This is a genomic window from Hominenteromicrobium sp., from assembly GCF_046974225.1.
Lineage (GTDB): Bacteria > Bacillota > Clostridia > Oscillospirales > Acutalibacteraceae > Hominenteromicrobium > Hominenteromicrobium mulieris.
This window is the reverse complement of sequence record NZ_JBKWAE010000008.1, coordinates 96156-109515: the sequence shown is the minus strand read 5'-3', so window position 1 is coordinate 109515 and position 13360 is coordinate 96156. Positions and strand designations below refer to the sequence as shown.

11 protein-coding genes are annotated in these 13360 nt (G+C 45.2%); 2 read left to right on the top strand and 9 right to left on the bottom strand.

Features of this window, described 5'->3' with window-relative positions:
* Nucleotide 1: 1 nt before the first annotated feature.
* On the bottom strand, nucleotides 2-976 hold the full coding sequence (locus ACLTX1_RS07980) for an IS5 family transposase (protein WP_177696324.1): 975 nt from the start codon (nucleotides 974-976) through the stop codon (nucleotides 2-4).
* 547 nt (nucleotides 977-1523) lie between these two features.
* On the opposite strand from ACLTX1_RS07980, the gene ACLTX1_RS07975 reads away from it, so the two are divergent.
* Nucleotides 1524-2579, top strand: coding sequence for a Gfo/Idh/MocA family protein (locus tag ACLTX1_RS07975; RefSeq protein WP_412330718.1), 1056 nt, complete (start codon nucleotides 1524-1526; stop codon nucleotides 2577-2579).
* Nucleotides 2580-2739: 160 nt separating this feature from the next.
* Complete coding sequence (locus ACLTX1_RS07970; protein ID WP_256192486.1) at nucleotides 2740-3705, top strand: IS5 family transposase; 966 nt, start codon at nucleotides 2740-2742, stop codon at nucleotides 3703-3705.
* A 198-nt stretch (nucleotides 3706-3903) separates the two neighbouring features.
* Here ACLTX1_RS07970 and ACLTX1_RS07965 read toward each other — a convergent pair whose 3' ends face one another.
* The 8 genes from ACLTX1_RS07965 to ACLTX1_RS07930 are packed head-to-tail and all read right to left on the bottom strand — an operon-like array spanning nucleotide 3904 to nucleotide 13356.
* Entirely contained in the window at nucleotides 3904-4389 is a 486-nt protein-coding gene (locus ACLTX1_RS07965; protein ID WP_395507394.1) for a hypothetical protein, read from the bottom strand.
* Nucleotides 4389-6305 (bottom strand): AAA family ATPase, encoded by a 1917-nt coding sequence (locus tag ACLTX1_RS07960; RefSeq protein ID WP_395507393.1) that lies wholly within the window; start codon nucleotides 6303-6305, stop codon nucleotides 4389-4391. Before ACLTX1_RS07960 ends, ACLTX1_RS07965 begins: the two co-directional genes overlap by 1 nt.
* Nucleotides 6302-6484: a hypothetical protein gene (locus ACLTX1_RS07955; RefSeq protein ID WP_395507392.1), complete on the bottom strand. Its 183-nt coding sequence runs from the start codon at nucleotides 6482-6484 to the stop codon at nucleotides 6302-6304. Before ACLTX1_RS07955 ends, ACLTX1_RS07960 begins: the two co-directional genes overlap by 4 nt.
* On the bottom strand, nucleotides 6474-8378 hold the full coding sequence (locus tag ACLTX1_RS07950) for a DEAD/DEAH box helicase family protein (protein ID WP_395507391.1): 1905 nt from the start codon (nucleotides 8376-8378) through the stop codon (nucleotides 6474-6476). Before ACLTX1_RS07950 ends, ACLTX1_RS07955 begins: the two co-directional genes overlap by 11 nt.
* 11 nt (nucleotides 8379-8389) lie before the next feature.
* On the bottom strand, nucleotides 8390-8764 hold the full coding sequence (locus ACLTX1_RS07945; protein WP_178682741.1) for a DndE family protein: 375 nt from the start codon (nucleotides 8762-8764) through the stop codon (nucleotides 8390-8392).
* Nucleotides 8757-10865: an AAA family ATPase gene (locus ACLTX1_RS07940; RefSeq protein ID WP_395507390.1), complete on the bottom strand. Its 2109-nt coding sequence runs from the start codon at nucleotides 10863-10865 to the stop codon at nucleotides 8757-8759. The genes ACLTX1_RS07945 and ACLTX1_RS07940 overlap by 8 nt, the downstream gene beginning before the upstream one ends.
* Complete coding sequence (gene dndC, locus ACLTX1_RS07935) at nucleotides 10855-12240, bottom strand: DNA phosphorothioation system sulfurtransferase DndC (RefSeq protein WP_395507389.1); 1386 nt, start codon at nucleotides 12238-12240, stop codon at nucleotides 10855-10857. The genes ACLTX1_RS07940 and dndC overlap by 11 nt, the downstream gene beginning before the upstream one ends.
* Nucleotides 12241-12255: 15 nt before the next feature.
* The gene (locus ACLTX1_RS07930) at nucleotides 12256-13356 is read right to left on the bottom strand and encodes a hypothetical protein (protein ID WP_395507388.1); all 1101 of its coding nucleotides are present in this window, start codon (nucleotides 13354-13356) and stop codon (nucleotides 12256-12258) included.
* Nucleotides 13357-13360: the final 4 nt, after the last annotated feature.

The following is a 13360-nucleotide window of genomic DNA, read 5'->3' as shown; positions in this document are numbered from 1 at the left end:
TTTAAGCCGTCAGGCAGGATCGCCTGTCAGCCAGAATCAGATTCGCCAGCGCGAACAGGATATTCAATTTGGCAATCTGTTTTCGCAGACCTCGGTACCTAGTTTTCCGGTATCGAAGCTGGCCCTTTACTACCCCAAAGACATGCTCTACCTTGGCCCGTACGGAGGATTTCTCCTTTTCGCGGCGTTTGATCTGCCCGCGGGAACGATTGTCTGCGTGTTTACTCTGCGAGGGCCGTCTGTTGATTTTGTAACGGATCCTTTTGCCCTGGCCATTGACATTGAAAAGAACGGCGTCTTCCCGCTTTTCAGCGCCCAGGCAGCCGCTGTCGCCATATACGCTGTCCTCATCGCCGGTTAAGAGCTCCGGCACCATCGTCACATCATGGATGTTGGCGCTGGTGACCTTTACTGTGTGAACCAACCCGCTGTCTTTATCCACGCCGATGTGAGCTTTATAGCCGAAGTGCCAGCTGTTCCCCTTTTTCACCGAGTGCGCTTCCGGGTCTCGTTTCTTTTCCCTGTTCTTTGTCGAGGACGGCGCTGCGATCAGGGTAGAGTCCACTATGGTTCCCTTCTTCAGCAGCAGGCCTCTTTCCTGCAGCAGATATACCACCTGCGCAAACAACTTCTCCTGCAGCCCGCTGCGGAGCAGCAAATTCCGGAACCGACCCAGTGTATCTCCGTCCGGCACCTGATTGCTCGATTCCACTCCGCAGAATTCCGAGAATGCACGGCTGTCGATCACTTCCGCTACCGTTGCCTTGTCCGACAGATCATACAGGTTTTGAACCAGATAAATCCGCAGCATCCGTTCTAGATCGTAGGGCTTATTGCCGCGCTCTCCTTTGTAATAGTGCGGCCGGATCAGTTCGATCCACTCTCCCCACGGCACGATGCGCTCTATCTGACTCAGAAATTCTTTCTTCTTTGTCCGCACCTGGCTCAATTCATCGCTCAGGCCCGACAGACTCATCTGCTTATCCATAGTATTATTATATCATATTTTTTCTTTGTGCGGTGTTGCCTTAAAAAGCTGTCAGATATTGGCCAAAATTGATTTCAGCAAGACACGAGGGAAAATCTGTTTTATTCTAAAGTGAGTGATTTCCAAATCTGCAAGGCCTACAAGTTTTATGAATTAATGATTTATGAAATGTTATGCGGAACAGTATTTTGAAGCAAATTACGGAGTGACGGAATCAAGCTGTCTGATTTTCCAGAACCAACCGGATATTCCACTGAACTGTGCGACTGGCAAAGAGATATGGATTGAGGAGACTTGAGCGGATACCATATTTTCAAGTTCCAAGGAAAATATTCTCGGAACATCTTTTTAAAATGCTGCAGTTGTTCAACAGTATATGAGGATAAATAATCATGTTAATTGTAAGTATGTGTTTCGAAAGATATAATGTTTTCAAAAGGCCGGGCATGATTGTGAATTTGTCCCATCCGATCGGATGAAAGTTGTTTTCAGGAAATCAAACGCAGCGCAAAAATGCAGCAAAGAATGGAGGAAAATGAACATGGGGATTCAATTGGGAATTGTTGGCTACGGAGGAATGGGCGGATTTCATCACCGAAACGCTTCCAAAATTGAAGGGGTTCAGGTGGTAGGCGCTTACGACATTGACCCCGTGCGGGTACAGGTGGCGGAGGAAAGCGGGCTCAGGGGATTTTCGTCCCTGGAGGATTTGCTTGCGTGTGAGGACATCAACACTGTTCTGGTTGCCGTGCCGAACGACTGTCACATGGAGATCTGCATTGCCGCGTCGAATGCCGGCAAGCATGTCATCTGCGAGAAGCCTGCCGCTTTGAACGTGGACGAGCTGGATCAGATGATTGCCGCGGCTGGTCGCAACGGGAAACTCTTCACCGTACATCAGAACCGCCGTTGGGACAAGGACTTCCGGATCGTTAAGGATATCCTTGATTCCGGGGAACTGGGAAAGGTGTATTCCATCCAGTCCAGACTGCATGGATCCGGTGGAGTAATGTTCGGTTGGCGCGGTGAAAAGAAGCACGGCGGCGGCATGTTGTACGACTGGGGCGTTCACTTTATCGATCAGTTGATGTGGATGCTGGGATATGACAATTTCAGGAGCGTATTCTGCAAGACCAGCAATGTAAAAACTACGGAGGTGGAGGACTATTTCTTCCTCGTGTTTGATTTGGAGGATGGCAGTCACGTTCAAGTGGAGATAGGGACATTTGTACTCAAAGAGCTTCCAAGATGGCTTCTGCTTGGCGATGAGGCAACTGCCTATGTGAACGATTTTTCCAGAAGCGGCGGGATCATCCGGCTGGACAGCACAGTGGAGACAAAGTCTGAGATTATTATGACCTCGGCCGGTCCAACCAGGACGTTTGCGCCCAGGCCGGATAACGTGAAGCTTGAGAGTGAGCTTCCGGACGTGGAAGCCGATTGGTCGGAATACTACAAAAATGTGCGGGATGCGATCGACGGAAAAGCAGAGTTGATCGTACAGCCCTGGCAGGTGCGGAAAGTGCTGAAAACTATCGAAGCTGCATTCCGCTCCGCGGAAACAGGAGAACTTGTTTCTCTCAAAAATTAAATTTGTAAACTCAAATGAGAGCCGCCTAATGAAATTATCATCAGGCGGCTTTTCGCCTATGCTGTAAGAATGAAAAAACGAGGAAAATATAGGGCAATACCGCACAGAAAAGTAGGCGCGATACTGCCAGAAGTGATATAATAAGACCATGGATAAACAGATGACAATGTCTGCGCTTAGTGATGAGTTGGCGCAGGTACGGACAAAGAAGAAAGAATTACTAGCCCAGATCGAGCGGATCGTCCCGTGGAAGGAATGGCTTACGCTGATCCAGCCGTGCTATTACAAAGGAGAGCGCGGCAATAAACCCTATCCACTGGAGACCATGCTGCGGTTGTATCTGCTGCAAAATCTGTATGACCTGAGTGATGAAGCAACAGCGGCGGAGGCAATCGACAGCCGGGCATTTTCAGATTTCTGCGGCGTTGATTCCAGCAATCAGGTGCCGAACGGAGATACCATTGGCCGCTTTCGGAACCTGCTGGTGAAGAATGGACTGCAGGAGAAACTGTTTGCACAAGTTGTTACCGCGCTCACTGAACAGGGCCTTATCCTGAAAAAGGGAACGATCGTAGATTCCACCATTATTTCCGCGCCGTCTTCCACCAAGAACAAGGAGAAAAAGCGGGATCCGGATGCACATCAGGTCAAGAAGGGCAACACATGGCACTTTGGCTATAAAGCCCATGTTGGGGTGGATAAGGACAGCGGACTGGTACACACAGTGGAGGCGACACCAGCCAATGTCCATGATGTGACGCAGACTTCATCCCTGCTGACCGGTGAGGAAGATGTCGTTTACGGCGACAGTGGCTATCTTGGAGCCGGGAACCGTGAGGACGCGATCGTTCGGAACAAATCCGGACGCAAGATCAAATACAAAATTAACCGACGTCCATCTCAATTAAAAAAGCTGAGCAAGAGCGGCCAGTATGCCGCAAAGAAAGCAGAACACGCAAAGTCTTCTGTTCGGGCAAAAGTAGAGCACGTATTCGGTGTCGTCAAGAAACAGCTGCAATTTCGAAAAACGCGATACCGAGGGCTCGAAAAGCAGCGAGCCAAATTCAATATCATGTTCGCATTGGCGAATCTGCTTCTGGCTGACAGGCCCTGCCTGGCGGCTTGAAGTTGTGCGCTCTCGCGAAGAAATGCGCCGGGAAGCCTATGGTTTCCTGCCTGATGGGTGATTCGACAGCGCTTGCCTCAGCAATTGTGCGGTGCTGCCTTAAGAAAAATAGCGGCTGGAACATTGCGTTTCAGCCGCTATTTTGGCTGTGGGGTATTCGTGGTGCGCTCTCGCAGATTAACTAAGCACCTACACAGATTAGCTATCTTTCTTTTCGTAAAACCGCATGGCTACATTGAATGCATCCAGAAATTCTTCTCTGGAAGTAGGTTTGTCAAACAACGGATAATCAGTAATCAGGCGGTATCCTTTCAACGCATAGGCGTTAAGGGTTTTAATTCCATCCTCAGACAGCAGAGTATCATTGTTGCTAAGATACTGTAGCATAATCTGCTCCAGCTTAGGGCTCTGCGTATCGATGCCGAGTCTTCTGGCCTCAGATGCCACCAGTAACCCAGCAATTTGTGCTTTACAGTCACGATATTGAACTGGGTACCTTTCAACAAGATCCTTCAACTCCGAAGTATCCTCGTCGATTTGGCCTGCTGCCATGCCAATCAATGCACAGCAGTAGTACACATCGAATTGGATAAACTTATTCTTATCCTCCGCAGCGTGGGAGCCTTCGAGATTCATAATGTTGTTAAAGTAGCTTTGGGCACTTTTCGCTATCTTAAAATGCATTATTTTTCATCTCCTTTGTGCTCTCTTTGATACGAATCGAAGAAGTCAATTCCTTCATAAACAACTACGGCCTGATCCTGGGGAGATGCCACAACCGTAAGATACTGCGAATCGGGATTTGCATAGAATCTGTCCGCAAAACGCTCCACTTCTGCTGACTGAACAAAGGCAATCATCTGATTGAATACCAAAGGAATGATATCTGCAACAGCCTGCCGTTTTTCGAAATCCATCTTGCCGGTAGGCGAGTCGATAATGAACGGAAATTCCAACTCAGAATCTTCGAAAAGAGTGCCCAGGAAACAGTAGGCAATGCTAAGAGTTTGACCTTCGCTGGCACCGTCCCTACCCTTTAGTTTTATGTACCTATCGATGCTTTCGATTTCTACATAATCGTCAACGATAACACGGCGAAGTTTCTCGTTGGTCTTTCTGACGATTTCTTGCTTCAGCGCTGTGGTAGCCTGTAGTTTGATCTCATTCACCAAGGAATCAACCAACTCTTTTTTGCGCAATGCAGTATTTGTTCTTGTTGCCTTCGCTATTTCCTGCTCGTAGTACTTAAATTTTTGTTCCGCCTTGTGAAGGTTGTTTTCTTCTGTCAGAGAAGCGTCGTTTTCATCCTTGGATTCAATGCGCTCAAGTTCATCACGAGCAATGCTGATAAGTCTGATCAGTTCCTCAATTCGCTCCTGCAGTTCACGAGCCTTTTCGCCTCCGGCTTTAATGAGTTTTTCCTCATTAGTTTTAAATCTCGTATCGAGGCGATTAGCTTGAGCTCTCAGTTCCTCGAGTTCTTCGAAGGCCTTTTTTAAGCGTTCGTCATACACACTGTCCATCAGACTACTCTTAACCGTGTTAAGAACCGACTGTTGGTCACTTCCCAGATACTGGTCAGCCCGCTTCAGGATAGCCGTTCTCTCCCGTTCGCCAATGCATCTATCGCAGACACACCGGTCTGCAGAAGCCAATTCGGTGAAGAAGTCTTTGGCAATGGTTTTAGGCAACTTGAGTTTTTTCATGCTATTGCCTAACTCGAACATTCTCGCACAGAGGCTTTCGCTCAGTAGATAGGGAGACTTAATTATCCCCAGAATAGAAGTGATCTTAACGTCGATTCCGCCGCGATTCTTCTGCTGTTCCTTGAGAATATCATTTTTCTCTTGATTCAGCTTTTCATAGCTCTTGTCGAGTTCCTGGCGCTGTTTCTCCTTCTCTACTTTTTCAGCTTCAAACGCAGCAATCTCTTCGCGAAGCTTCTCACACCGTACTCTCAGCTTGGCCCGAATTGCGTCAATGTCACTTTGCCGGGTACGCAAATTGCTAAGTGAACTGGATGTTCCACGCTTTCCTTCGGCGTTTTGGATTTCGGTAAGGATTCTCTGGTTTGCGGCCAAAATCTCATCCAATTCATCGAGGCGATATAGGTAGCGAATCGTTTCATCAGCTTCATTGGATGAGCTGTCCATAGACTTCGCCGCCTGCTCACCGTCAAACACAAAGCGCCTAACAAATTCAGGCGTAAAAATACCGCGAATAGACTCAGGTAAACGAAGTCCAGCTTCTCGACCCTTGGGAGGAGCAGAGGTTTCCACCTGCACCGTTCCATCTTTGTAATTCATAGAGAGGAAGTACTTATACTGTCTATCATCAAATTTGACAGTGGTGCTGAATTCACCTGTATCTGCTTCCGTTAATGTAGGCGCGAAAGAACGCACTTTGGACGCAGTCCATCCAGCGGCTGTTCCATCAAATAATCCTTTGATGAGTTCCATTGTGGTTGTCTTACCGGTACCGTTTGCCATCATAATAAAATTATTGCTAATTACGGAGCCATCGGCTTTGGTAAAGGGGAGCTTCAAGGCAGTGATTTTTCGGATATTTTTATATTCGAGCTCGAGGATTGCCATCTTCATACCTGAATATCCTCCTCATCATCCTCAATCAGTGTAAGTATCCGTTTTAAATCGCTCTCTTTGGCGTTATCATCAAACTTGTTTTTGACATATTGTCTGAATGCCAGTTTGAAGTCGGACGAGGTGTTTGATGCGTTGACAACGGAATCAATCGCATTTTCGATGATTTTATTTCTCATGTTCGCATCTCCTTGTCTGTGAAAGTTCTGTAAGCCACTCTGCACGATCGGCATCGGCGTTATTGTCATTTTCCTCGGAATCCTCAATCACGAAGTCCACAACAGTTGCTTTCTTTTCTGGGTTGTTTTTATCCAGGCGTAATGCGCGCCCGATTCTCTGCGTTGTCACGAGCCTGGAACGGTCAGAAGAAAACAGGATGATGTTCGTGACGCTGCTGATATCAATTCCCTCGGAAACTTTTTTACAGGTCAGCAGGCAGTCAATTTTTCCTGCCGCAAAGTTCTCCAAATTGATTTTTTCATCATCGGCATAGTAGGTATGATATTTGTCGCTGTACCTGACAAGAATCTCCTGGAGCTTTGCGCCATATTCCATGGTCTGAACAAAAATGATACACTTCTGCAACAGCTCCGGTCGCTGAGAAATCAGACTTTCAAACTCCTCCAGCTTGTTGACCGCTGTTTTATTGACAAGCGCCAATTGAGTAAACATATCCTTTTCATCAACAGGTTCTCCGCTCTCCTTTTTTGCATTGAACGCTGCGATAATCTTGCGCTTTTTGAGCTTTTCTTCGTCAGAGAGAACATAGGGCAGAGGAATATAATTGAATTCGCACAGGATTCCTTTTTGAATGGCATCCTGCAGCGTAAACTCAAAAATTACTTCTCCAATTTCATTCAGCAAGAAATCATTTCCAGCCTCATCGTACTCACGCTCTGGCGTAGCGCTCAACCCGAGGCGATATCGATACGGAGAGAGCCTGCCCGAAAGATTTTCGACAAAAGTATTAGAACCAGCTCCATGTACTTCGTCAAAAACAAACAGCGTATCATTGCGATAATCGCCAGGTAGACGATCAAACAAGTCCAGCAATTTGGAGAGATTTCTGGCGTCACGAGAAAGAATTAAGATGGAATCATCTGGGTGCATGACGAAATCTTTCATCATCTTCTGGGATGCATAATGATAGTTGATTTGCTTGTTCTTGTAGTTTTCTCGAATTTGAATTGCCCACTGATCCAGCAAATCGTTTCCGTACATAGTGATAACAACGCGACGAATTTCCCCGCTATCAAACAGCTTGTTGATGATTTTCATTGCAGTAACGGTCTTTCCGGTTCCGGTAGCCATTGCCAGAATGCCATGCTCTTTTTCCAGAAAGGTCTTTACTGCTATGTCCTGATGAACCCATTTACTCGAACCTGCCGGCAAAGAATACGGCCTATCCGGGGAACGCAATTCAAATATTTTGTTTTTAACTGCTTGTGGAATGGTAAACATTTTGAGATTGCGGTCTTTTCGATTCCAGATTTTCTCGAAACGAGCGGTATCCGCATCGACATACTCCTGTGTACCAGCCCACGTTTTGAAGACTTTTATGCTTTCATAATTCTGGAATCCATGCTTGCTGTCGTTGATAGAGCCAGAGAAGGATAGCGCATCGTTGCCCTTATAAAAAATGCCAAATTTATCGTGAAAGTCTCCTTCCTCCAACTTTTCACAAGGAATTGCAAAACGCATATCAATAATTCCATCATACAGCATCCAGGAAAATGTATTTATAATATCTGCTTCCATTTCTTGTTTGAGTATCTCAACATTTTCGAGGAGAGCTGCTTCGAGGCGCAGGAATGCGCTACCATCTTGGTTCTCAGCTCCAATAATTGCGTCCGTGTCCTCCGTGGAAAGAATGGGACTTGTAATTAAGCGCATTTTTCCTCCGCGAGAGGCGAAGTCGGATAATCCTGCGACGTTGTATGTGAGCCACCCTGTTGTGAAGTAGCCGACGCCTCGGTCAAAGCGTTCAGCCCACTTTAGACACGGCGTGTACAATTCATCTATCAGGTTATCTTCTGAGGTATCTAAACAGACTTTGACCTTTGGATAATCCATATAAACCTCCTTTAGATGTTGTCATCCAGATGGCACAGATGATTATAGAAATCTTTGCTGTACCGTTTTTCGTCTTCGAGAAGCTTTGCTCCTCGATCCAAATGAGCCTTTACCAAACCGGGGAAATAGTCATCCTCGCGAATCACTTTGCCCTCGTTGTTAATAATGAGAGATTTAAACAGCAAATCGTGATCACCGAAAATAACCTGCCGGCTCAGTTCCAAGCCATTATTATCAGTCTTGAAGTCATTGGCTTGAAGTTGTCCCTTTCTGACCGACAGTGCGATTGCCAGTTTAGATAGGATAAATGGCTGCAATCTCAATGACTGACCTAACGAGTTGAATATCTCCTGGGTCTTTTGTGACGTATGAAGCTTATTAGTCATTGTGCTTGCCTCCGAAATAAGTGTTTGCCAGGATTTCAGTATTTCCGTTTGCTGTGTGGTTCAAGACAAATGTATTGGAAATGATGTCCGATATGCTCTCGCGATACTCACCAACAATCTCCTCATCGGTAGACAAGATGATAATCTGACCATTGAGTTTTTTGAAGAACTGACTCAGGATCTTTCCTCGATGTTCCTTATCGATTCTCGCAAACGGTGTGTCTACGATGTAAGGCACATTGATTTTGTTGAGCTGCGAAAGTGCTTGATATAGTGCCATAATGAAGATTTGCTTTTCTCCTGCAGAAAGCTGTTGCTTTACCTCAACCGGCAGTTCAAACTCGGTTTCACCGGCAATAAGCTTTTGCTGCAGGACTTCGTAAGCATACAGGCCGATTTGAGCAATAAGATACTCAACACCGTTCTTACCAATGATTTTACGTATTTCATCAGCTTTAAAGTGTTTGTTTTTATAGGGAAGAACATTTAGACTATCATCGATATGGATTCCATCAATCAAATCAGATTTATTGATCAGACTTGCGAAGAATTGGCTAAATCCCGTCTCGACTAAACGAATACTCTTATCGTAAAGCGTCTTTTGGAGTTCATCAAATGCCAGTAGTGCACGCGCTGAAATATCGTTAATGGACTGCTTTTTCAAGAGTGCCTCATAATCACTTTTAGCCTTGGAAAGTTTAGATGCAGATATCGCTTTCTGTGCGCGTAGTTCTTGCAATTCTTTATCTACTTCCAGAAGCTGTTGCGTGCATTTGGACTTCTGCTCATTCAAATCGCTTTTCATCTGCAAGTATCCATCATAGTTTTCGATACTGCTCCGCTCCATTTTCTTTCGGATGCGTTTTACGCATTTTAAAGAAGCCTTAATGTCATCAGTCGCTTCTTTGACACGGTTGGTGTCATAAGCCAGGAGACTGTTGATTTTTGCAGTTAGTTCAAATCTGTCGAAGTCAGACAAATTGAGAATGGGCGTTATCTGTGAAGTGTGGCTGGCATAGCTGGCAATCTCGTAGATAACCTTTTCAGAAATATCGTCGGCTAATTCTATATTTGCCCGGCTCAACACGCCGGAGATGATCGACTTGATTTCCGGGGTATCAATTGTGCTTTTTACATTTGCATCGACCTGTGCCTTGTGTTCCAGTGCAATTTGGGCCTTTAGTTCTTCCAGTTGAGTTCTAAGGATAATAAATGGGAGCACATTATTGGCCATTTCTTTGAGCCATTTATGGTGTCCCTCACGGCGAGCATCCTCTTTTGCAATCTGATCTTGCATAGAGCGCCATTCTTTTTTAGAAATACCGCCACCCTTGGCGTATGCCTTTTCAAGAGACGCAAGCCTCTGATCAATAATCAAAATCTCATTGGAAATCTCTCGATATTCATCCTCAGCGCATTCTACTCTCTGTGCAATCAGATTGTCTGCTTCAAGGCATCTATCGTATTCCGCTGAAAGCGTCATGGTCCCCTTTGCCTTGCTACGAGAAATTCTACGGAAGTTTTCCCGAATAATCTCCATCGTATCAAGGCTGCAGAGCTTTAAAAACGCATCCTTAAAGTCGGAGTTTTTGCTGCTGTTGAACACGAAATCACTGATTTTTTCGCCGTCAAAGAAGTAGAAGCGGAAGAGATTGGGGGGCAGTGTCTGTAAAAGATAGCTCTCAAAATCACTCTTTTCTGTCTCAGAAAGTGTCTCGCCGTCTTTGTACACAGTAAAGGTTTCTGCTATTTTCTTGCCTGCTACCCTCCATGATCTGACAAACGTGTATGTGTGATCGTACTTTCCGTCATCCATCAGCAAGTCAATGACAACTTCTGCCTCACCAATTTTTTGCAGTTTTTCATTGGCATTGATAATTTTCTCTATCTCGGCAAAGTACTTTGCGTTGTTTGATTCAAAGCCATATGCAACGCAGCCGTAGAGACATATTTTGATAGCGTTAAACAGTGTCGTTTTACCTGCACCATTTTTGCCGCCGATCAGTACCATTCTTTTAGTAATGTCTGATACATCAAAATCGAAGGCATTTTCGTTGACATATGGACCTATGTTTTTTACTTGTATGCGCTTAATCTTCATGGTTCAATGCTCCCTCGACAGAATTATAGTGCAACCAGCCTTGTCCAATAATGCTGTCAAATGCCTTTTGCATTTTGTTGTTCTTCGTAATGTGCTTATTGGTATCTACAGAAACAATCAGCTTCGTAATCAATTCAACCGGGATATCATACTTATCTGCAACATTTCTGATCGCTTGGATCGCCTCATCATCAAATCGCGGAGTTTTATAATCATCCCATGGAAGCTTTTTGCCTTTGACCTTATGGTAGGTTTCAACGAGTGCTCGACATGTAAGGTCGCCTTCCTCGTCCCACATCTTGTCAATTGCTTTCAGTTCAGCTTCTGTAATCAGCTCCATGCCTGTCCTGTTTTCGAGGTCGAGGAGTTTTTCGAGAATGAGGCATCGCGCTTCAAGCGTAAACGGTCCCATTCCAAAGCTTCCGTCTGACTTCTTATAGACAGAACCGTTGCGGCGCTTAGAATCTCGATATTGACTATTCTCCCGCATTCTGAGCAATTCGTTTCTGAATTCTCTAAGCGGAATTAGTTCCGTAGCACCTTTGTTGATGAAGTTCTGTAGCGACTTATCCTCTTTCACCATGGTGCAGCACCAGCAACCAAATCTGGAGTTGCCGGTTACCGGAATTTTCTCGCGGTCGACCTCACCCAAAACACTCTTTTCTTCACCAAGGTTTTCGCCCTGGTAAAGGCTGAACAAATACTTCATGTCACTTCCCCAAGGACTTCTGCAATCACCTTTTAAGAGGAATTCCCAGACCAAATCGTTAGGGATTTCAGTGATAGGATTGTAGACATAAGCATTGGGAATGTCATTATGCATATTCAGCAGTTTGCCTTCGATTTCCCGTGCGGTAATGGCCTTCATTCGAGTTAGGCTTTCGCCCTTGCGGACGCCGAGAAGAATGATGATTTCGCCGCTCTCCTTGATTCGCTCGTTGACAAACTTATTCATCGGCATGATTTTCAGCCTGTCTGTACACCATCTGAATCCGGGAGGCTCTGGGGTAGGATAGCCCAGGCCAATGACCCGGCTCCAGAATGTCTGTTCCGGCTCCGGGTAGATCACACTGGCTTTGATGTTGAGACGATCTTTTCCCGCTGCTCGGTTGATGTTATCCGAGGATGAGTGCATGTAATTCTTTACGATGGGATTTTCAACCATCGTGTCGGATGTAATGACATGAACGGTTTTGTCAAGCTTAGCGCCAGCATCCTTTAACCGCTTCATGGCTTCATATACAAGACTGACCAGCAAAGTAGAATCTTTGCCACCACTGTAGCCAATAAGCCACGGACGGCTGTCGTGCTTGTAGACGATCATAATTTCTTTAATGATATCTTCAAATACTTGAAACTTACCTGTATATGGCATTGTGAATTCCCATCCTTACTTTTTTCTGTTATGTGGATCCGGAATATCTCTCCACCCAATTCCGAGATAATCTAAAACTTTTCCCCAGCCATACGGTGTTCCGTTTTCATCAAAGCAACACCTATTCATCCAAAAATCCCATTCTTTGTAGTTCCGTTCCCGTAGCCGATCGAATCGATGAGGCCGTTTTTCGAGCTGAATTCCAAATCCACACATCGAGCATCCGGTTCGCTGCTCTCCAGAAGTATACAAATGACCATCTTCATCCTTCAGTATGCTTCCATAAATCTCAGGGACAGGGACCTTTAAATCAAGTGCCAACTGTAATAAATCCTGTCTATTAAAAATTGCAAATGGTGCTGAACGAATGGTTCCCTTTCCAAAGTAGTTACAGCCATTTAGCATTAAAGACTTCTCACGTCTTCCGCCTTCGGATGCCATCAGCCCTAAATACGGTACACAATTGTGCTCTTTAGCCCAATCAGAGCACGGTTTTTCCTTGAGGTAATAGCAACACTTCGAGGAGACTTTAAACGATGCAATTTGATAATTCACGCCTTCTTCTTCATTTTCTAATCCGCCGAATTTTTCGAGCCACTTCTGCGCAAGTTTCATTTTTGAATGCTTTTGAAATCCACCATATTCACCAGTTTCGCCTGTAACAATTGCATGCCTTATGGTTTTATTATTGGGAGTTGGGTTTTGAAGCAATTCAATTTTACGGGCGATTTCCTTGGAGAGTACAGGGAAACCAAATTCTTGAATTAGTTTTTGCTTATTCCATCGCGTACCATCAGTTCTAACTGCTGGTGGTAGTGAGATAACTCCAATCTGTTTGTGAATTTTTTGGATACTAACATCTTCGAGCGAAGAGACTGATACCGCTGGCACATCTATTCCTATTGATTTCAAGAAGAAGAACAGTGTGATACTGTCAAGTCCCCCTACTGAAACATAGCAATCCAAGTCCCTTTTTCCACATTCATTATAGAATTCCCATGCTCTTATGCGCGCATAATTCACCTTAAATTCATATGGCATACTTTGTTTTACTCGGAAACTGGCAATTTTGTTTCCAGCATCGATGTTATTTGAATTTAATGTATTCTGTTCCATTTGA

What these genes read in the sequence shown, in the direction of transcription:
- ACLTX1_RS07960 (WP_395507393.1), bottom strand. Translation starts at nt 6,305, where the DNA reads ATGAAGATGGCAATCCTCGAGCTCGAATATAAAAATATCCGAAAAATC.
- ACLTX1_RS07980 (WP_177696324.1), bottom strand. Translation starts at nt 976, where the DNA reads ATGAGTCTGTCGGGCCTGAGCGATGAATTGAGCCAGGTGCGGACAAAG.
- ACLTX1_RS07950 (WP_395507391.1), bottom strand. Translation starts at nt 8,378, where the DNA reads ATGGATTATCCAAAGGTCAAAGTCTGTTTAGATACCTCAGAAGATAAC.
- ACLTX1_RS07945 (WP_178682741.1), bottom strand. Translation starts at nt 8,764, where the DNA reads ATGACTAATAAGCTTCATACGTCACAAAAGACCCAGGAGATATTCAAC.
- ACLTX1_RS07965 (WP_395507394.1), bottom strand. Translation starts at nt 4,389, where the DNA reads ATGCATTTTAAGATAGCGAAAAGTGCCCAAAGCTACTTTAACAACATT.
- ACLTX1_RS07940 (WP_395507390.1), bottom strand. Translation starts at nt 10,865, where the DNA reads ATGAAGATTAAGCGCATACAAGTAAAAAACATAGGTCCATATGTCAAC.
- ACLTX1_RS07975 (WP_412330718.1), top strand. Translation starts at nt 1,524, where the DNA reads ATGAACATGGGGATTCAATTGGGAATTGTTGGCTACGGAGGAATGGGC.
- ACLTX1_RS07970 (WP_256192486.1), top strand. Translation starts at nt 2,740, where the DNA reads ATGACAATGTCTGCGCTTAGTGATGAGTTGGCGCAGGTACGGACAAAG.
- ACLTX1_RS07930 (WP_395507388.1), bottom strand. Translation starts at nt 13,356, where the DNA reads ATGGAACAGAATACATTAAATTCAAATAACATCGATGCTGGAAACAAA.
- dndC (WP_395507389.1), bottom strand. Translation starts at nt 12,240, where the DNA reads ATGCCATATACAGGTAAGTTTCAAGTATTTGAAGATATCATTAAAGAA.
- ACLTX1_RS07955 (WP_395507392.1), bottom strand. Translation starts at nt 6,484, where the DNA reads ATGAGAAATAAAATCATCGAAAATGCGATTGATTCCGTTGTCAACGCA.